Origin of the sequence: Microbispora corallina (genome assembly GCF_016863035.1) — a bacterium.
Taxonomy (GTDB): domain Bacteria; phylum Actinomycetota; class Actinomycetes; order Streptosporangiales; family Streptosporangiaceae; genus Microbispora; species Microbispora corallina.
In genome coordinates this window covers 1-20186 of the sequence record NZ_BOOC01000069.1, presented here as the reverse complement: position 1 = coordinate 20186, position 20186 = coordinate 1, and the positions used below count along the sequence as shown (strand labels likewise).

The 20186-nt window shown below is 72.8% G+C and carries 14 protein-coding genes; 10 read left to right on the top strand and 4 right to left on the bottom strand.

Annotation, left to right across the window (positions count from 1 at the left end; genetic code table 11):
* Positions 1-533 precede the first annotated feature (533 nt).
* Positions 534-989, bottom strand: coding sequence for a hypothetical protein (locus tag Mco01_RS38080; RefSeq protein WP_204061686.1), 456 nt, complete (start codon positions 987-989; stop codon positions 534-536).
* Between the two features lie 97 nt (positions 990-1086).
* Here Mco01_RS38080 and Mco01_RS38075 point away from each other — a divergent pair, with 97 nt between their 5' ends.
* Entirely contained in the window at positions 1087-1773 is a 687-nt protein-coding gene (locus tag Mco01_RS38075; RefSeq protein WP_204061685.1) for a PadR family transcriptional regulator, read from the top strand.
* 75 nt (positions 1774-1848) lie between these two features.
* Here the strand turns inward: Mco01_RS38075 and Mco01_RS38070 are convergent, their stop codons facing one another.
* Both Mco01_RS38070 and Mco01_RS38065 read right to left on the bottom strand, forming a co-directional pair.
* On the bottom strand, positions 1849-2448 hold the full coding sequence (locus Mco01_RS38070) for a histidine phosphatase family protein (protein WP_204061684.1): 600 nt from the start codon (positions 2446-2448) through the stop codon (positions 1849-1851).
* Positions 2449-2554: 106 nt separating this feature from the next.
* Positions 2555-3625 carry a LacI family DNA-binding transcriptional regulator gene (locus tag Mco01_RS38065; protein ID WP_204061683.1) on the bottom strand — a complete coding sequence of 357 codons (1071 nt, stop codon included), beginning with the start codon at positions 3623-3625 and terminating at the stop codon, positions 2555-2557.
* A 109-nt stretch (positions 3626-3734) separates the two neighbouring features.
* On the opposite strand from Mco01_RS38065, the gene arfA reads away from it, so the two are divergent.
* From arfA to Mco01_RS38040, 5 genes are all read left to right on the top strand, one after another.
* Positions 3735-5237, top strand: coding sequence for an arabinosylfuranosidase ArfA (arfA, locus tag Mco01_RS38060; protein ID WP_204061682.1), 1503 nt, complete (start codon positions 3735-3737; stop codon positions 5235-5237).
* An 82-nt stretch (positions 5238-5319) separates the two neighbouring features.
* Complete coding sequence (locus tag Mco01_RS38055) at positions 5320-6618, top strand: ABC transporter substrate-binding protein (protein ID WP_204061681.1); 1299 nt, start codon at positions 5320-5322, stop codon at positions 6616-6618.
* 28 nt (positions 6619-6646) lie between these two features.
* On the top strand, positions 6647-7579 hold the full coding sequence (locus tag Mco01_RS38050) for a carbohydrate ABC transporter permease (protein WP_204061680.1): 933 nt from the start codon (positions 6647-6649) through the stop codon (positions 7577-7579).
* Positions 7579-8415, top strand: a complete 837-nt coding sequence (locus tag Mco01_RS38045; RefSeq protein ID WP_204061679.1) for a carbohydrate ABC transporter permease — start codon at positions 7579-7581, stop codon at positions 8413-8415. Before Mco01_RS38050 ends, Mco01_RS38045 begins: the two co-directional genes overlap by 1 nt.
* Before the next feature lie 2 nt (positions 8416-8417).
* A complete protein-coding gene (locus Mco01_RS38040; RefSeq protein ID WP_204061678.1) occupies positions 8418-9626 on the top strand; it encodes a family 1 glycosylhydrolase in 1209 nt (402 codons plus the stop codon).
* A 76-nt stretch (positions 9627-9702) separates the two neighbouring features.
* Here the strand turns inward: Mco01_RS38040 and Mco01_RS38035 are convergent, their stop codons facing one another.
* Positions 9703-10380: a class I SAM-dependent methyltransferase gene (locus Mco01_RS38035; protein WP_239104224.1), complete on the bottom strand. Its 678-nt coding sequence runs from the start codon at positions 10378-10380 to the stop codon at positions 9703-9705.
* A gap of 321 nt (positions 10381-10701) precedes the next feature.
* Here Mco01_RS38035 and Mco01_RS38030 point away from each other — a divergent pair, with 321 nt between their 5' ends.
* The 4 genes from Mco01_RS38030 to Mco01_RS38015 form a co-directional block, all read left to right on the top strand.
* Complete coding sequence (locus Mco01_RS38030; protein WP_204061676.1) at positions 10702-12201, top strand: class I adenylate-forming enzyme family protein; 1500 nt, start codon at positions 10702-10704, stop codon at positions 12199-12201.
* A gap of 50 nt (positions 12202-12251) precedes the next feature.
* Positions 12252-18563 (top strand): non-ribosomal peptide synthetase, encoded by a 6312-nt coding sequence (locus Mco01_RS38025; RefSeq protein WP_204061675.1) that lies wholly within the window; start codon positions 12252-12254, stop codon positions 18561-18563.
* A gap of 39 nt (positions 18564-18602) precedes the next feature.
* Positions 18603-18800, top strand: a complete 198-nt coding sequence (locus Mco01_RS38020) for an MbtH family protein (RefSeq protein ID WP_204061674.1) — start codon at positions 18603-18605, stop codon at positions 18798-18800.
* Positions 18797-20186 (top strand): condensation domain-containing protein (locus tag Mco01_RS38015; protein ID WP_204061673.1); only part of this gene is annotated, 1390 nt, incomplete at its 3' end. The genes Mco01_RS38020 and Mco01_RS38015, both read left to right, overlap by 4 nt.

The following is a 20186-nucleotide window of genomic DNA, read 5'->3' as shown; positions in this document are numbered from 1 at the left end:
ATACGGAAAGCGCGGAACGTTCCGCGCGGGCGACGCCGCGTCCCATCACCGGGAACGCACACCACGAGGACGTCGCAGACGGCGAATCCCTCCCTGCTTCGCACCACCACAGAGCGGGCAGGGGAGACCGTCTCGGGGACTCAGTGTGGAAACCATTCCGAAATGTGTCAAGACACCTATGAAACTTTCGGGACCTCGGTGTCGGCGTCAGCACCTCGCACATGCTGCAACGTCCGTTCCGGCGTCCTGAAAATTGCGGTGCCATTGCCCGGACGGCCCGCCACCAAGGTCGGTGAAAGTTTCACTACTTCGCTCTCATGCGTTAATGCGGCTTTCCCGATACGTCCAGTTGAACCCCGCCCGGCTCCGGGATGCGAATGCGCCTCCCGGACGCCGGCCTTGACGCGGCCTCCCCGGCTCGTATTTGCTCCGGCTCACCACCACCGCTGTCTCCAGCCGTCCGTGGAGAAGGGAACACGGACCCCGCCGGCGGCGACGCCTGCCGGAATCACCTGCGACCAGCCGCCTGCGCGTCAGCGCCGGGGGTCGTCGATCGTGGGAAGGCCGCCCTCGCGGTACGCGCGGCGCACGTCCTGCAGGTACTCGCGGGACAGCATCGCGGTGAGCTGGGCGACTCCCCCGCGCCGCACCCGGATCTCGCTGTCGGACGCGGCGCCGACCAGCCGGATCAGGGAGGCGGGCGCGGAGACCGGCGCGGCGTGGTCCTTCGTGCGGCCGCGGCCGGTCCGGAGCAGATCCCACTCCTCGATCGCGGCGTCCTCGGGGACCAGCAGCGTGAGCACGGCCCGCCGGAGGTCCACGCGCACCTCGACCTCCCCGGGCACCTCGGCACCGCGCAGGTCGAGCACGACGACCCCCTTGCGGGCGCGGACCTCCAGGCGATCGGCGGCGGTCCAGGAACCCAGACGCTTGGTGACGGCGTGGTCGGCGTGGACGCGCTCGATGACCGTGTTCATTTCGGTGTTCATTTCGGAGTCCTCTCTCTGGTCTCGCTTGCGACTCCCTGATAGTTGCACTGATACTAGTCTCATGTCAACTAGTCTCTCTGGCGCTACCATGGCAGCCATGAGCACGCCGTTCCGCAGTTCCCCGCTCGCCCTGACCGTGCTGTCCCTGCTGCACTACCGGCCGCTGCACCCGTACGGGATCCAGCGGCTGATCAGGCAGTGGGGCAAGGACACGGTCGTCAACGTCAGCCAGCGGGCGAGCCTGTACCGGACCATCGAGCGGCTGGCCGCGGCCGGCCTGATCGCGGTGCGCGAGACCGGCCGCGACCAGCTCTATCCGGAGCGGACCGTCTACGAGATCACCGAGGCGGGGCGGGAGACCGCCCGGCGGTGGATGCTGGACATGCTCGGCGAGCCCAAGCAGGAGTACCCGGAGTTCCCCGCGGCGCTCTCGCACCTGCTGCTGCTCACCCGTGAGGAGATCAGTGCGGCGCTGCGGCGGCGCGCCGACGTGCTGGAACGCGACCTGGCCGCGATGGAGGCGGCGGCCGAGGAGCAGCGGAAGCACGGTCTGCCCCGGATCACCAGCCTGGAGGACGAGTACCGGCTGGCCGTGACCGCGGCGGAGCTGCGGTGGCTCGAATCGGTGCTCGCCGACCTCCGCGACGGCCGGCTGGTCTGGTCACGCGAGGAGCTGATGGCCTTCGCCGCGGGGGTGGAGGCGTCGGACACCGTCTCCCCCGAGGGCTCGGCCTCCCCCCAGGATGCGGCGTCCCCCAAGGGCACGGCGCCGCAGAGGACCTAAGGCGGTACGAAAAGGAGCAATCGTCAAGACCTGCGGATCGGATATTCGCCGGTGATCGGGTTGCCGTGTGAGGGGCTAACAGGGCCATGTCGGACAGTGCCAGGCATGGCCGTCCCACTCGATGAGGAAGGGCCGAGCGTGCGGCAGCGGCGTGCCCCACACCCTGGAGCCGAGCGAGCATAACCGTCCGAGCGCGACGGTGAGGCTGGCGACGTGACCGACGAGCGCGACGGTCTCGCCGGGATGGGTGACGGCGATCTTCTGGAAGGCGGCCGTCACGCGGGCGAGGACCTGATGGCCCGTCTCGCCGTCTGCCACACGTTGTCCGAGGTCCTGCTCGATCACCCAGGCACGAAGCACGTCGGCTGTCCGCGCGCGGATCGCCGGGGCGCGGGTGCCTTCGTGCGTGCCGATACCGACCTCGACCAGTTCCGGCATGGCCGCGATGTCGAGACCCCGCGTGGTGGCGAGTGGCTCTGCGGTCTGCCGGGCTCGAAGTGCGGTGCTGGAGTAGACCCGGGCGATCGGCTCGGCGGCGAGCGTGCGGGCTGCGTCGAGAGCCTGGTGGCGGCCCCGCTCGGTCAGGGGTGCGGCTGGAACGGCTCCTGCCGTGCCGGTGATGACGTTGTGGGACTCGGCATGGCGCAGACACCACAGGCGGATGTGGTCGCTCACACTGACAGTTCCTCTCGCTCGAACAGCCGGCCGCGTACGACGCGCGGCGCTTCGACCTCGATCGCGCCGGCGCCGGTGAACGGGGTCTCGCGCCGCGGCGGGAGGCTCAGGACGGGAGGCGGCCGGCCGTGCTCTCGCGGACCACGAGACGGTGGTCGACGTAGATCTCCCGCGTCGCCCCCTGGGCGGCGCCGGACATCCGTTCCACCAGCAGGTCGACGGCCAGCCGGCTGATCTGCCGCTTGTCCGGGGAGACGGTGGTCAGGGTGGGCGTGCCGTACCGCCCGTCCTCGATGTCGTCGAAACCGGCGAGGGCGACCTGGGCCGGCACCTCGTAGCCGCGTTCCAGGAGCGTGCGCAGCGCGCCGAGGGCGAGCAGGTCGTTGAAGCAGAAGACCGCGTCGGGGGGGTCGGCGGATTCGAGGAGGCGGGCCATGGCCCGGGCGCCGTCGGCCCGGTGGTAGGCGTCGACCGGGGCGATGAGGCGCTCGTCGACGGGGAGCCCGGCCTCCTCCAGCGCCTGCCGGTAGCCGGCCAGGCGCAGCCGGCCCGTCTCGCCGGCGGCGTCGTCCTGCGCCCCGATGGCGGCGATCCGCCGGCGGCCGAGTCCGGCCAGGTGGTGGGTCGCCTCCCGGGCCGCGGCGACGTTGTGGACGACGACGTGGTCGGCGGGCCCGTTGTGGATGCGCTCGCCCAGCAGCACCATCGGGGTGTCGTCGGTGCGCGCGCTCAGGTCGTCGGCGGTCAGCGCGAGCGGGCTGAAGATCAGGCCGTCGATCAGGTGGTCGCGGATGCCCTCGGCGACCTGCTGCTCGCGGTGCCGGTTCCCGCCGGTCTGGTCGATGAGCACGGTCAATCCGCGTTCCTCGGCCGCCGCGACGACCAGCCGGGCGAGCTCCGCGAAGTAGGGGATGTCCAGCTCGGGCACGGCCAGCGCGATGATGCCGGAACGGCCGAGGCGCAGGTTCCGGGCGGAGAGGTTCGGCCGATAGTTGAGCTCCTTGATGGCCTGCTCGACGCGGGCCCGGGTCCGCGGCGTGACGTGGATGTAGCCGTTGACGACGTTCGACACCGTCTTCACGGAGACGCCGGCCAGCCGCGCCACGTCCTTCAGCCCGACACGGCGCCGATCGTCGGGGGCCGCCTCTGACGGCGTCGATCGTGTGGGTTCCCCCATGCGTGGCCTCTCGCTCCGTCCGGATGTGGATCAGTCTAGGACCTCTTTACAACGTTATATACAACGATGTATATCTCGTAACCGCCACGAAACACGAGGAGGACGGCCTGTGGATTCCGCCAAGCTCACCCTCGACCCGGCCTTCGCGATCGGCCCGGTCGAGCGACGCCTGTTCGGGACGTTCGTCGAGCACATGGGCCGGTCGGTCTACACGGGCGTGTACGAGCCGGGACATCCGGACGCCGACGAGTCCGGCCTGCGCCGCGACGTGATCGACCTGGCCCGCGAGATGGGCGTGACGGTCGTGCGCTATCCCGGAGGCAACTTCGTCTCCAACTACAACTGGGAGGACGGCGTCGGCCCGGCCGACGAGCGGCCCACCCGGCTCGACCTCGCCTGGCGGCAGATCGAGACCAACGCGTTCGGCCTGGACGAGTTCATGTCGTGGATCGAGGAGGTGCGGGCCGAGCCGATGATGGCGGTGAACCTCGGCACCCGCGGCCTCCGCGAGGCGTGCGACCTGCTCGAGTACGCCAACCACCCGCAGGGCACCCGGTGGTCGGACCTGCGCGTCAAGCACGGCCGCCGCGAGCCGTACGACGTGCGGCTGTGGTGCCTGGGCAACGAGATGGACGGCCCGTGGCAGATCGGCGGCAAGACGGCCGAGGAGTACGGCCGGCTCGCGGCCGAGACGGCCAAGGCCATGCGGCGGGTGGACCCGCGCGTGGAGCTGGTCGCCTCCGGCAGCTCCAGCAGCGGGATGCCGACGTTCGCCTCGTGGGAGGCGACCGTGCTGGAGCACTGCTACGAGCACGTCGACTACGTCTCGCTGCACGCGTACTTCGACCCGGCCCGGGGCGACCGCGCGAGCTACCTCGCCTCTGCCGTCGAGATGGACGCCCACATCGACGCGGTGGTCGCCACCGCCGACCACGTCGCCGCGAAGCTGGGCACCCGCAAAAGGCTCCGCCTGGCCTTCGACGAGTGGAACGTGTGGTCGCAGAGCCTGTTCGACGGCGAGGCGAGCCTCGACTGGGCCGAGGCGCCGCGGATCATCGAGGAGGACTACGACGTGGCGGCCGCGGTGGTGGTGGGCAGCCTGCTCATCAGCCTGCTGAACCACGCCGACCGCGTCGGCGTCGCCTGCCAGGCGCAGCTCGCCAACGTCATCGCACCCATCAGGACCGAGCCCGGCGGGCCGTCCTGGCGGCAGACGATCTTCCACCCGTTCGCGCTCACCGCCGCGCACGCGCGCGGCAGGGTCCTGCGGACCGAGGTCGCGGCGCCCGGTTTCCCGACCGAGCGGTTCGGGGAGGTTCCCGCGCTGACGGCCGCGGCCACCCACGACGACGAGACGGGCGAGGTGACCGTCTTCGCCGTGAACCGGGGCGAGCGTCCGCTCCCCCTCGACGTCGACCTGCGCGGCCTGCCCGGCCTCGCGGCCGCCCGCCACGTGGCGGTCGCCGACGAGGACGCCGGAGCGCGCAACAGCCAGGAGGCGCCGGACCGGGTCGTCCCGCGCGCCGTGGACGGGGCCGCGGTCCGCGACGGCCGGCTCTCCGCGGTCCTGCCGCCCGTCTCGTTCAACGTCGTACGGCTGACCCGGGCCTAGTCCGGGCGGTGCCGTGCCTGCCGGGGGATCCAAGGTCGGCTGGCCACAAGGTCAGTGAAAGTCGGGGGGAGAGGAGATTCACATGAGGTTGCGCAGCCGGGGACGGCTCGTCGCGATTACTGCCGCGATCGCCCTGATGTCGACGGCCTGTGCCGGCCAGGGACAGGGAGGCGGCGACGCCGGGGCCGCGAACGGCCCGGTGACGCTGAAGTTCTGGAACGGCTTCACCGGTCCCGACCGCGCCGCGGTCGAGGGCATCGTGAAGAAGTACAACGCGTCGCAGAACAAGGTCAGGATCGACATGGAGATCATGCCCTGGGACGTGTTCTTCGAGAAGCTGCTCCCCAGTCTGGGCTCCGGCACGGGCCCCGACATCGCCGCCATGGACACCGCGCAGATCCCGCAGTACGCCGCGCGCAACGTCTTCCAGCCGCTCGACGACGCCTACGGCCCGCAGGGCGTCGACCCGAACGCGCTCGTGCGCTCCGCCGTCGACGCGACGACGTTCAAGGGCAAGAAGTACGGCGTCCCGATGAACTTCACCACGCTGAAGCTCTACTGGAACAAGGACATGTTCCGCGAGGCGGGCCTCGATCCCGAGAAGCCCCCGGCCGACTGGGACGAGTTCGGCTCCTACGCCAAGAAGCTGACCAAGGACGACGACGGCGACGGCAAGCCCGAGCAGTACGGCCTGGCCATCGCCGACCACGCGACCATCGCCATGTGGCCGATCCTGTTCTGGCAGAACGGCGGCGGGGTCGTCTCGGAGGACGGGCGCACCGCGACGCTGGACGACCCGGCCACCATCGAGGCGGCCAGGCACTGGGCCGACCTGATCACCAAGGACAAGATCGCGCCGGTCGGGCTGGGCGGCGCCGACGCCGACAAGCTCTTCCAGAGCAAGAAGGCCGCGATGGAGATCGTCGGCCCCTGGATGACGACCGGCTTCAAGCAGGCCGGCATCGACTTCGGCATCGCCATGCCGCCCGCGGGCCCGAAGGCTCAGGTGACGCTCGGCACCAGCGTGGCCTTCACGCTGAGCGCGCGTGCCGTGGGCGCCAAGAAACAGGCCGCGGAGAACTTCTTCGCCTACTGGAACAGCAAGGAGTCGCAGACGTACTGGTCGGTCAACTCCGGCTTCCCGCCGAACCGGACCGACCTCACGGCAGACGCGCTCAAGGGCAACCCCTACTCGGCCCTGTTCGGGCAGGACGCCGACAAGTCGCGCTTCTACCTGGCCGGCGTGCAGGAGTTCCAGAAGGTCAACGAGACCATCTTCGAACCGGCGCTGCAGCGCGTGCTCAACGGCAAGGGCGACGTCGAGCAGGTCTTCGGACAGGCCGACAAGGACATCCAGACCGTCCTCGACAACGCCCAGTAACCCGACGGCACCACGGAAGAGGGCAACCGTGACGACCTCCGTAACGACGGCGGCGAAACCCGTCGCCAGGCGGACCCGGGCCGGGTCCGCCCGCAGGCGGCAGGCCAGGGCGGCGTGGCTGTTCATGCTGCCCACCCTGGTCGTGCTGGGCGTGTTCGTGGTCTGGCCGATGCTGCAGGCGCTGTACCTGTCGTTCACCGACTACCAGGTGTTCGCGCCGGCGCGGTGGATCGGGCTGGGGAACTACCAGAAGCTCCTGTCCGATCCGGCCTTCGGGAACGCGCTGGTCAACACGCTCTACTACGCGGCGGTGACCACGCCGGTCTCGGTGGCGCTGGCCCTCGGGCTCGCGCTCATGCTGAACCGGCCGATGCCGCTGCGCGGCTTCGTGCGGACCGCGGTGTTCGTCCCGGTTGTCATCTCCCTCGCGATCGTGGCGATCGCCTGGAGCTTCCTGCTCGACCCCGACATCGGGCTGCTCAGCTACTGGCTGTCCAAGGTCGGCATCGTGTCCGGGCAGGGCTGGCTGCGCGACCCCTCGCTGGCGATGCCCGCCGTGATGCTGGTGGGGATCTGGAAGAACGTCGGCTTCTACATGGTGATGTACCTGGCGGGACTGCAGTCGATCCCGACGGCGCTCTACGAGGCGGCCCGCGTCGACGGCGCGGGCGCCTGGCCGCAGTTCCGCCGCATCACCTGGCCCCTGCTGGCCAACCAGACCATGCTCATCGTGATCCTCGCCGCGATCTCCACGCTGCAGGCCTTCGACCAGATCTTCGTGATGACCCACGGAGGTCCGTTCTTCCGGACCGAGACGCTGGTGATGATGACGTACCGGGTCGGCTTCAAGGAGTTCCAGTTCGGCTACGCGGCCGCGGTGTCCTGGGCGCTGGTCCTGCTGATCTTCGTGCTCAGCATGCTGCAGACGGCCTACTTCAGGAAGCGGGCGGTGACGTACTGATGGGGCAGGACAACCGCGGGCTCCGCCTCACCTGGCGGATCCTCACGACGGCGATCGGGCTGGCGATCGCGCTGGCCATGCTGTTCCCCCTGGTGTGGATGGTCGCCACCTCCCTCAAGCCCGAGTCGGAGATCGTCTCCTTCCCGCCGAAGCTGCTGCCGACGACCTTCACGCTCGACAACTACACGGGCGTCTGGGAGCGGCTGCCCTTCACGCGGCTCTTCCTCAACACGGTGGTCTTCGCCGGCACGGTCACCGTCTGCTCGCTGCTGTTCGACTCGATGACCGCGTACGCGCTCGCCCGGCTGCGGTTCCGCGGCAAGGGCGTCGTCTTCGTGCTGGTCCTGGTGCTCCTCATGGTGCCGTTCCAGGTGACGCTCATCCCGCTGTACGACCTGCTGGCGCACCTCGGGTGGATCAACACCTTCCAGGGGCTGATCGTGCCCAGGCTGACCAACGCGTTCGGCATCTTCTTCCTGCGCCAGTTCCTGCTGTCGATCCCGCGGGACCTGGAGGACGCGGCCCGGGTCGACGGCGCGTCCGAGTTCCGCATCTACTGGCGGATCGTGATGCCGCTCGCCGTGCCCGCCCTGCTCACCCTGGGCCTGTTCCACTTCATGTACAACTGGAACGACCTGCTGTGGCCCCTGATCATCAGCCAGGACGCCTCGCGGCAGACGCTCCCCGCGGGGCTCGCCCTCTTCATGGGGCAGCACGTGGTGGAGTACGGCCCGCTGATGGCCGCGTCCGTCATGACGCTCCTGCCGGTGGTCGTCTTCTTCATCATCATCCAGCGCCGGTTCGTGGCCGGCGTCGCGACGACGGGAATCCGATAGAGATGCGGTGGTTCGAGGACGGGCGGCTGCGGTTCGCCGTCGGGATCGAGGACACGTTCGTCCCGCAGGAGTACCCCGGCAGGCGGAGGCTCGACGAGTACGAGCTGACCCAGCACTACCACCTGTGGCACGAGGACCTGGGCCTGGCGGCCGCCACCGGGGCGGAGATGATCCGCTGGGGCGTCCCCTGGTACCTGGTCGAGCCCGAGCCGGGCCGTTTCCGCTGGGACTGGCTCGACCGCGTGGTGGACCGCCTGAGCGAGCTGGACCTCACGTGCGTCGTCGACCTGATGCACTACGGCACGCCGACCTGGCTCGACAACCAGTTCCTGAACGCCGGCTACCCCGGCCGGGTGGCCGAGTACGCCGTCCGCGTCGCCGAGCGCTACCGGGACCGCCTGCACGTGTGGACCCCGCTCAACGAGCCGACGATCAACGCGATCTACTGCGGCGAGAAGGGCGTGTGGCCGCCCGCGCTCACGGGCGACGACGGGTTCGTCAAGCTGGCGACCGCGATCGCCCGGGGGATCGTGGCGACCCAGCGCGGCATCGCGGAGGTCCAGCCGGAGGCGTCCTTCGTGCACGTCGAGGCGAGCTTCCGGTACGCGGGCGACTGGTTCCCCTTCGACCTCGACCTCGTCCGCGAGCGCCGGTACCTGATCATGGATCTCGTCACCGGCGCGGTCGGCGAGGACCATCCTCTGTACGGGTACCTGCTCCGGCACGGCGTCCGGGAGGACGACCTCGCCCGGCTGCGGGAGTCCGCCGTCACCCCCGACGTCGTCGGGGTGAACTACTACCCGGCCTTCACCACCTCCCGGTTCGAGCCCGGCTCGGACACCCCCGTCCCGGTCGAGGCGGGGACGGCCGGGCTGGAGGAGCTGCTGCGCGAGTTCGCCGGTCGGTACGGCCGCCCGGTCTTCCTGACCGAGACCAGCAGGGCGGGGACGCCCGAGGAGCGGATCGGCTGGCTGCGCGACAGCGTCGGCCTGGTGCGCCGCCTGCGGGAGGAAGGGATGCCCGTCGTCGGCTACACCTGGTGGCCGCTGTTCGCCCTGGTGGACTGGCTCTACCGGGAGACCACCGACCCGGTCGCCCGCTGGCTGGTGCCCATGGGCCTCTACGACCTCGAGGCCGACGGCGCCGGCGTCCTGCGGCGCGTCCCCACCGCGGCCGTCGAGGAGTTCAGGCGTCTCACCCTGGACGCGTGACGCCGGTCGCCACGCAGAGCGCCGCACAGAACTTGCCGTGATCACGCCAGGTGGGACGGCGGCGGGCTCATCGCCGTCAGGGACGGCGGCAGGCCACCATGGCGGTGCGGCCCTGCGGGCCGCCGTACCAGAACCTCCAGCCCAGGTCGTACACCTGGACGTCGGCCGCCCCGCACTCGCCGAGCACCTCGGCGTAGCGGCGGCTGTGCCGGAAGTCGGCCAGCCGCAGCATGCCGCCGGGCCGCAGCACGCGGAACGCCTCCCGCACCGCGGCGGCCCGGCCCTCGTCGTCGGGGATGTTGTGGACGGCGAGGCTGGAGACGACGAGGTCGAAGGAGGCGTCGTCGAACGGCAGATCGCGCATGTCGCCGGTGACCAGCTCGACGCGGTCGGCCACGCCCTCGGCGCGGGCGTTGGCCCAGGCCGCGTCCATGCTGTTGCCCGACTGGTCCTTGGTCCACAGGTCGACGCCGGTGGCCCGGCCTGCGGGGAGCCGCCCGGCGGCCTTGAACAGGACGAGACCACGGCCGCAGCCCAGGTCGAGGGCGTGTTCGTCCCCCTTCAGGCCGAGCCGGCCGAGCTCCTCGTCCCAGACCTGGAACTTCCCCCGGAGTGTGGTGTTGGCGAACAGCGCCGCTCCGGCGAGCAGGATCACCGCGCCCACGAGGAACACCACCGCGGGGATCGGCCAGCCGATCCCGAAGAGCACTGCGGTGAGGACGAGTTCGGCGATGCCGCCCACCGTCAGCCCCACGAGAACACCCGGAGCGTCCACACCGTAGTTCGCACGCGGATTCACCACCGTTGGTTCTTACATCTGACATACCAGTCGTGTACAGGGGCTTCCCACGGAGTGATCGATCCGGTCGATCCCGGCCCCGCGACGGCTCAGAAGCCGTCGAAACTTTTCGGACGAGAACTTTTCATGTTTCTCTACCGACTCTCTCCCGGGTTGCCTATCCTTCCGAATAGAGGGGTTCGGGGACGCGTCAAAACCATCTAAAACGGGACGAGCTGGCATTTCGACATGATCCGTGGAGTGAACCATGCGGTCGAAACTTTTCGGTGACGTGTCGTGACAACTGGCGACCGCCGGCTCACCCTCCCCGACCTGCTCGCGCACCGCGCACAGGAGCAGCCCGAGCGTCCCGCGCTCGTGGTGGCCGGCGTGGGCGAGCTCACCTTCGGCGAGTGGGACAGGCGGGCCAACGCGGTCGCGCACGCTCTGATCGCGCGGGAGGTCGCGCCAGGGAGCCGCGTCGGGCTGCTGTTCGGCGAGCGGGACTGGATCGACGCGGCCGTCGCGTGGTGCGGGGCGATGCGGGCCGGCTGCGTGGCCGTGCCGCTGTCCGACCGGCTGGCCCCCGCCGAGGTCCGGCACGCGCTGCTGGACTGCTCCGTGACCGCCGTCCTGCACGGCGCCGACGCGGACGTCCCCGAGGCGGGCGAGTGGCGGGCGACGCCTGCCGAGCTCGACGGGGGCGACGACGATCCCGTACGGCGGGCCGTCGAGCCCGACCGGCTGGCGCAGATCATCTACACCTCCGGCACGACGGGCAGGGCCAAGGGGGTCGGCGCCACCCACGCCAATCTGGCCCACGGCCTCTCGGCCGCGCCGCGGCGCCGCAAGCTCGCGCACTCGCGGCATTTCCTGCACGCGTTCCCCATCGGCAGCAACGCGGGCCAGACCATGCTCGTCAACGCCCTGGACGCCCATCCGGCCGCGCTGACCCTGCCGCTCTTCACCCCGTCGCGATTCGCCCGGCTCGTCGAGTCGTACGGGGTCGGGACGATCTTCCTGGTGCCCGCGATGGCCATCGAGCTCCTGGGCGCCCGGGTGCACGAGCGGTACGACCTGTCGAGCGTCCGGCTCCTCGGCTCCACCGCCGCCAGCCTGCCCCCGGCCGTGGCCGCGGGCATGGCCGAGGCGTTCCCGAAGGCGACGATCGTCAACTACTACACCTCGACCGAGGCTGCTCCGGCGCAGACCGTGATGATCGTCGACCCGGCCCGGCGCGCCTCGGTGGGGCGTCCGTCGGGCGGCTCCGACCTGAGGATCCTCACCGCGGACGGCTCGCCGGCCGCGCCCGGCGAGCAGGGGGAGGTCTGGCTGCGCTGCCCGGCCGGGACGCGCGCCTACTACCGCGACCGGCGGCTGACCGACGACGTCTTCCGCGACGGCTGGGTGCGCATGGGGGACATCGGCTACCTCGACCGGGACGGCTACCTGTACCTGGTCGACCGGGAGAGCGACGTCATCAAGTCGGGCGCGCACAAGGTCTCCACGCTCCAGGTGGAGGCCGCCCTGTACGAGCACCCGGCCGTGGCCGAGGCCGCGGTGGTCGGCCTCCCCCATCCGGTGCTCGGCCGGGTGACCGGCGCCGCGGTCGTCACCCGGCACCCGGTCACCGCCGCGGACCTGCGGACGTTCCTGCTGGACCGGCTCGCCCGGCACGAGATGCCGAGCCGGCTGCTGTTCCTCCCCGAACTGCCGAAGAACCACCTCGGGAAGGTGGTGAAGCCGCGGCTGCTCGACCTGCTCGCGGCCTCCGACGCACCCCCGGGCTCGACGTGAGACCCCCGGCGACCTCAGCGGCCGGCGGGACCGAACAGAAAGAGGGGGACATGACGCACCGCCAGGACGGCGTTCCGGCCTCGTTCGCCCAGCAGGGCATGTGGATGGCCGAGCGCATGGGCGCGGGGACGGCCTATCACATGCCGCTCGCCCTCCGGTTCGACGGCGACCTCGACGTGAGCGCTCTGCTCGCCGCGTGCGGGGACGTCGTCGCGCGGCACCCGGTGCTCGCCACCACGGTCGAGGAGACCGGCGACGGGCTCCGCCTGGTCCCGGCCGCCGAGCCGTCCGTGACCCTCGCCGACCCCGCCGACCCCTCCCCCGAGGCGATCGACCGGCTGGTGCGCGAGGAGTCGGCCCGGGGCTTCGACCTGGAGAAGGGCCCGCTGGCCCGCTTCACGCTCGTGCGCACGGGGGCCGAGCGGCACCTGCTGCTGGTCGTCGCGCACCACCTCGTCTTCGACGGCATGTCGAAGGACATCCTGGTCCGCGACCTGGCCCGGTACTACGAGTCGCGGACCGGCGGCGGGCCGCCCGAGCCGGTGACGCCGCTGTCGTTCGCCGACGCGGCAGCCGCCGAGCACGAGCGGGTGGCGGAGGCGCTGCCCGCCGCCCGCGCGTTCTGGTCCGCGGCCGAGCCCGGCGAGACCGTGCTCCCCGGTCTGCGCCGCACCGCCCGGCGGTACGGCCCCGGCGAGGAGGCCGACGCCGGCGCCGACCGCGGGCTGGGCCGGGACGCCGCCGAGGTCGCCCGGGCGGCCGGCGCGACGACCTTCGAGACGCTGCTCGCCGCCGTCCACGCGCTGCTGTTCCGGTACGGCGCCGAGCGGCCGGTGGTGGCGATCGACGTCACCACGCGCGGGCCCGAGACCCGGGACCACATCGGGCCGTTCGTGAACGAGCTGCCCGTGTCGTCGCGCCCGGCGGCCGGGCAGCCGTTCCGCGATCTCGTCGAGGCGATCCGGGGCGACCTGCGCGAGCTGTACCGGTTCCGGGAGGTGCCGCCCGCCCGCGCCCTCGGCCTGCCCGCCGGAGACCCGCCGCCGGTGTCGATCAGCTACCGCAGGCGGGAGGCCGGGCCCGTCATCCCCGGCCTGGATCTGTCCGCCGACCTCATGATGTTCGCCGGAGGCGTCCGCAACCCGTTGCACATCCAGGCCGTCGACGGACCGGACGGGCTCGCCGTCGTCCTGCGGTACGACCCGGCCGCCGTCGACCGCGACGTGGCCGGCCGGTTCGCCGACGGCCTTCGGACGCTCCTGCGCCACGCCGCCGCCGATCCCGGCGTCCCGCTGGGCGCCCTCGACGTGCTGCCGGAGGCGGAACGGCGGCGGCTGCTCGTCGAGTGGAACGCCACCGCGGCCGGCCACCCGGCTGAGGCGACGCTGCCGGCGATGGTCGCCGAGCAGGTACGCGCCCGGCCGGACGCGACCGCCGTGACGTACGAGGGCCGCTCGCTCACGTACGCCGGCCTCGACGCCGCCGCGGACCGGCTCGCCTCGCGGCTGCGGGAGGCCGGCGTCGGGCGCGGCGACCTGGTCGCGGTGCACGTGTCCCGGTCCGCCGCGCTGCCGGTCTGCCTGCTCGCCGTGCACCGGGCCGGTGCCGCGTACCTGCCGCTCGACCCCGGGCACCCGGCCGAACGGCTCGCCATGATTGTTGACGACGCCCGGCCGCGGCTGCTGCTGTCGGCCGGCGCTCCGCCCGGCGGCCTGCGGGCTCCGGTGCTCCTGGTGGACGAGGAGCCGCTCCCGGCCGGCGACGCCCCCGGCCCCGCCGCCGAGCCGGTGACCGTGGAGCCCGGCGAGGTCGCGTACGTCATCTACACCTCCGGCTCGACCGGCCGGCCGAAGGGCGTCGAGGTCGAGCACCGCAACCTGGCGAACCTGCTGCTCGCGATGCGCGACCGGCTGGGGTCGGGGGACGGCGACGTGTGGCTCGCACTCACCTCCCCGGCGTTCGACATCTCCGCCCTAGAGCTCTACCTGCCGCTGGTCACGGGCGGCCGGGTCGTCGTCGCCCCCGACGGCGCCGTACGACGGCCGGAGGCGCTGGCCCGCCTCGTCGCCGACGAGGGCGTGACCCATGTCCAGGCCACCCCGTCGGTGTGGCGGCTGCTGCTTCCCGGAGGCATCGGCGGGGTGACCGCGCTGACGGGCGGCGAGGCGCTGCCGCCCCGGCTCGCGGCCGAGCTGCGGGAGCGCTGCGACCGTGTGGTCAACGTGTACGGCCCGACCGAGACGACGATCTGGAGCACCTTCGGCGACGTGGGCGAGCCGGTCACGATCGGGCGGCCCATCGACAACACGCAGATCTACCTGCTCGACGAGGCGATGCGCCCGGTGCCGCTGGGCGTCGCGGGCGAGCTGTGCATCGGCGGCGCCGGAGTGGCGCGCGGGTACCTGCGCCGCCCCGGCCTGACGGCGGACCGGTTCGCGCCCGACCCGTACGGCCCGCCCGGCTCGCGCCTGTACCGCACCGGCGACCTCGCCCGCTACCGGCCGGACGGCGAGATCGAGTTCCTCGGCCGCCGGGACGGCCAGGTCAAGCTGCTCGGCCACCGGATCGAGCTGGGCGAGATCGAGGCCCGCCTGCTCGACCACCCGGACGTGCGCGCGGCCGCGGTGACCGTCGCCGGCGGTCCGGGCGACGAGCGCCTGGTCGCGTACGTCGTCCCGGCGGCCGGCGCGGCCGTCGACGCGGCCGCGCTGACCGCCCACCTGTCGAGGACCCTGCCGCCCGCGATGCTGCCCGGGGCGTACGTCCCGCTGGACGCCCTCCCGCTCAACCCGGTCGGCAAGCTCGACCGGGCGGCGCTGCCGGCGCCGTCCGGCCCGGTGGCGTCCCCGCACGACCTCCGGCCGGAACCGGCCCGCGCCGCGCCGGACGACGTGGCCGAGGAGGTCCGGCGCATCTGGCGCGAGGTGCTCGACCTGGCCGACGACCACGAGATCGACCTCGACGACGACCTGTTCGACCTGGGCGGCCACTCGCTCACCATCACGCAGATCACGGCGCGGATCAGGGAGAGCCTCGGGGTCGACGTGTCGCTCGACGTCTTCTTCGAGGACCCGACCGTCAGCGGAGTCGTCGAGGAGATCGCCCGCCTGCGGGAGGAGTCGGACGAGACGGGCGTGGCCGACCAGGACGCGGCGATACGGCCGCGCCCCGCGGGGACGGCCCCGCCGCTGTCGTCCGCCCAGGAGCGCCTGTGGTTCCTCCAGCGGTTCGACCCGGACGACGCCTCGTACACCATGTACTTCGTGCTGCGGCTGCGCGGCCGGCTGGACACCGGCGCGCTCCAGGCCGCGCTCGACGCGGTGGTGGCGCGGCACGAGAGCCTGCGCACGTCGTTCCCCGACGTGGACGGCGCGCCGGTGGCCGTCGTCCACCCGGCCGGCCCGGTCGCGGTCGAGCGCGTCGACCTCACCGGCTCCGCCGACCCGCGCGAGGCGGCCAGGCGCCTGGTGGCCGAGCGCACGAACGCGGCGTTCGACCTGGCCGCGGCGCCGCCGCTGCGGGTCGCCCTGCTCACGCTCGGCGCCGCGGAGCACGTGCTGTGCTTCACGCTGCACCACATCATCGCGGACGGGTGGTCGCTCGGCATCCTGTTCGACGACCTGTTCGCCCTCTACCTGGCCCGGGTCGAGGGCCGTGAGCCGGATCTCCGCCCGCTGCCCGTGCAGTACGGCGACATCGCGCTGTGGCAGCGCGAGCGGGAGTCGGGCGAGGCCGCCGAGGAGTCGCTGGACTACTGGCGGCGCCGCCTCGCCGACCCGCCCCGGCTGGAGCTGCCGGTGGACGGGCCGGCAGAGGGACGGTCCGAGGGCGCCTTCCACATGTTCCGGATCCCGGAGGAGGTCGCCGGCCGTCTGGAGCGGCTGGCCCAGGAGCGCGGCGCGTCCCTGTTCATGGTGCTCGTCGCCGCGTACCAGGTGCTGCTGGCCCGGCACAGCGGACAGACCGACATCCTGGTCGGCACTCCCTGGGCGACCCGGGAGCGGGTGGAGCTGGAACCGGTGATCGGATACCTCACCGACACCCTGGTGCTGCGCGGCGACCTCGCCGGCGACCCGGCCTTCGGGGACCTGCTCGACGCCACCCGCCGCACCGTGCTCGACGCGCACGCCCACCGCGCCATCCCGTTCGAGCGGCTCATCGGCGAGCTGGGCCTGCCCCGCGACATCCACCACAATCCGCTGCTGTCGACCATGGTGATCCTGCACAGCCAGGCGGGCGACGGGACGGTGCCCGAGCGGGTCGGCGACCTCGCCGTGGACCTGTTCGACGGGGGGTACCGGCAGACCAAGTTCGACCTCGCCCTGGAGACCTGGCGCGACGACCAGGGGCTGCTCGCCGCCCTCGGCTACGACGTCACCCAGTTCCACGCGGCCACGGTCGAGCGCATGGCGGAGCGGCTGTGCGCGCTGCTGCGGGGCGTCGCCGAGGCGCCCGGCACGCCGATCTCGCGCCTGCCGATGCTGACCGCGGACGACGAGTCGGCGCTCGCGCCCCTGACGGACGTCCGGCCCGGCGACGCGGAGACCGTGCCGGCGCTGTTCGCCCGGGCGGCGGCCGGCCACTCCGGGGCCACGGCGCTCGTGTGCGGCGCGGAGCACGTGACGTACGGCGATCTGGACGCCCGGGTGTCGCGGCTCGCGGCGGCGCTGCGGCGGCGCGGAGTCGCCCCGGGGCGGGTGGCCGGGGTGTGCCTGGGACGGTCGCCCGACGCCGTCGCGGCCCTGCTGGCCGTGTGGCGGGCGGGCGGAGCGTACCTGCCGCTCGATCCCGAGTACCCCGACGAACGGCTCGCCTTCCTGCTGGCCGACAGCGGCGCGCACGTGGTGGTGACCGAATCCGGGCTCGCCCGCCGGCTGCCGCCCGGGGTCCAGGCGCTCCTCGTCGACGACCTGGACGAGCCCGACGACTCCGGCGGCTCCGGCCTGGGCGGCTTCCGCGACGGCGACGGCCCGTGGCCCGAGGTCGCGCCCGGCGACCCGGCGTACGTCATATACACGTCGGGCTCCACGGGCCGCCCGAAGGGCGTGCTGGTGGAGCACGGCGCCCTCGCCGGCCGGGTGCGCTGGATGCGGGAGGCGTACGGCGTCGGCCGCGACGACCTGGTCGTGCAGTTCGCGTCGCTCAGCTTCGACGCGCACGCCGAGGAGCTGTACCCGGCGCTGACAGCCGGGGCGGCCGTGCTGCTGCTGCCTGACGGCGCCGCCGCCCTGCCCGACGCGCTGCGCACGCCCGACGGCCGGCGGGTCACCGTGCTCGACCTGCCGACCGCGTACTGGCACCGGCTCACCGAGTCCCTCGACGACGTGGCCTGGCCGGACGCGCTGCGGCTGGTGATCCTCGGCGGCGAGCAGGCGCAGGCCGCGGCCGTGGCCCGGTGGCGTGCCCGGTTCGGCGACCGGGTTCGGCTGGTCAACACCTACGGGCCGACGGAGGCGACGGTCATCGCCACGGCCGCCGACCTCGGCGCGGCGGACGCCGGGCGCCGGCCGCCCATCGGACGGCCCCTCGGCGGTGCGACCGCGCACGTCCTCGGCCCGTACGGCGAGCGGGTGCCCCCCGGCGTCCCCGGCGAGCTGTGTCTTGGCGGGGCCGGTCTCGCCCGGGGCTACCTCGGCCGCCCGGCCCTGACGGCGGACCGGTTCGTCCCCGACCCGTACGGCCCGCCCGGCTCGCGCCTGTACCGCACCGGCGACCGGGTGCGCCTGCGCCCGGACGGGAACCTGGAGTTCCTGGGCCGCCTGGACGGCCAGGTGAAGGTGCGCGGCTTCCGGGTCGAGCCGGGCGAGGTGGAGGCGGCGCTGCTCACGCACCCCGGCGTCCGGCAGGCGGCCGTGACCGCGGCGGGCGAACGGCTCGTGGCGTACGTCGTGGGCCCGGCCTCCCCCGGCGACCTGCGCGCCCACCTGGCCGCGACGCTGCCGCCGCACCTGGTGCCGTCGGGCTGGGTGACGCTGGACGCGCTGCCGCTCACGGTGACCGGCAAGGTCGACCTGGCGGCGCTGCCCGAGCCGGAGCCGGAGCCGGCCGCGCGGTTCGTGCCGCCGCGCACCGACGCCGAGGCGCTGGTGGCCGGGGTGTGGGCGGAGGTGCTCGGCCTGGACCCCGCGGGGGTGGGCGCGCTGGACGACTTCTTCGCCCTCGGCGGCCACTCGCTCATCGCCACGAGGGTGGTGGCCCTGCTGCGTGCCACCCTCGAGGTGGAGGTGCCGATCCGGACCGTGTTCGACCGGCCGACCGTGGCGGGGCTGGCCGCGGCGGTCGAGGCCCTGCTCGTCGAGGAGCTGTCCGGCCTCTCCGACGAGGAGGCGGCCCGCCTGCTGGAGACCGAGGTGTCCCCGTGACCCGGCGCCCCCGAACGACAGAGACGACGGAGACATGAGATGACCGACTTCCCGCGACACCAGGTGGTCGTGAACGACGAGGAGCAGTACTCCCTGTGGCCGCTCGACCGGCGACCCCCCGACGGCTGGCGGACCGAGGGCTTCACCGGCAGCCGGGAGGAGTGCCTGAGCCACATCGACGAGGTGTGGCGGGACATGCGGCCGCGCAGCGTGCGCGAGACCGACGGCCCGCGATGACCGCGGGCGGGGGCGCGTCCGCGACCGTGGCGTTCATCGGGGCGCGGGCCGGCGAGGCGCCGCTGACCTGGGGACAGCGCCTGATGTGGCGGGCCGTCCACCTGATGGGGGACAGCCAGTCGTTCCTGAACTGCCCGTGGGTGCTGCCGGTGCACGGCAGGCCCGACCTCGGCGCGGTGCTCGACGCCCTGCGGCTGCTGCTCGAACGCCACGAGAGCCTGCGCACCACGTTCCACGACACGCCCGAGGGGCCGGTGCAGCGGGTGGCGCGCGAGGGCGCGCTGGTCGTGGACCTGGTCGACGCCGGGCGGGAGCGGGCACTGCAGGTGGCGGAGCGGCTGGCCGGCGAGATGAGCGGCTCCGTCTTCGCGCACGGGACGGACCTGCCGCTGCGGTGCGCCGTGGTGACCCGGGACGGCCGCCCCAAGGCCCTGGCGTTCACCTTCTCTCACCTGGCCGTGGACTTCCAGGCGCTGAGCCTGCTGTCGGCGGAGTGGCGGGGGCTCCTCAGGGGCGAGCACCCGCCACCGGTCGAATGGCAGCCGATGGACCAGGCGGGCCTGGAGCGCGAGGAGGCGTCCCAGGCCCGCTCGGCCCGGTCCATCCGCTACTGGCGGTCGGTGCTGGAGGAGGCGCCGCTGGACGTGTTCGACCACGCCCCCCGTGAACCGGACGACCCGCGGTTCATCGAGGTCGGCATGGAGTCGGTCGCGCTGGCCGCCGCGGCGGAGCGGCTCGCCGAGCGGTGGACGGTCAGCACGACCAGCGTGATGCTGGCGGCCTGCGCCACCGTCCTCGCCGTCGTGAGCGGCCGCGACCGCGCCGTCATGCAGCTCGTGCACAGCAACCGCCGCGACCCGCGCACCCGCACGATGGTGGGGACGGTGGGACAGGACGGCCTGTTCGTGCTCGACCTGCCCCGCACCGGCTTCGACGCCGCCTGCCTGGCCGCGCACCGCGCCGCGCTCACGGCCTACCGCAACGCGCACTACGACCCGTTCGCCATGCAGGCCATGCGCGAGGAGATCGGCCGCCTGCGCGGGCGGGAGCCCGACCTCGACGCGTTCTTCAACGACCGGCGGGGCACCGGCACCTGGCCGAGCCTGCCCCGCGTCGCCCGGGAGGAGGACCCGGCTCGCCTCACCGGGAAGACCCGCACGTACGTGGTCGACGCCTGGCCGGGGGTGCGGTTCAAGGCGTTCTTCACCCTGGGCACCGCCCCCGACACGGCCCAGCTCAGTCTCATCGTCGACACCGCCTACCTGCCGCAGGACACCGCGAGGGCGATGCTGCTCGGGGTGGAGGCGCTGCTGGTGCGCACCGTCGCCGGCGACGTCCCCATGGCCGAGGTCCCGCGGGTCTGCGGCGTCACCGCGTACGGCGGCT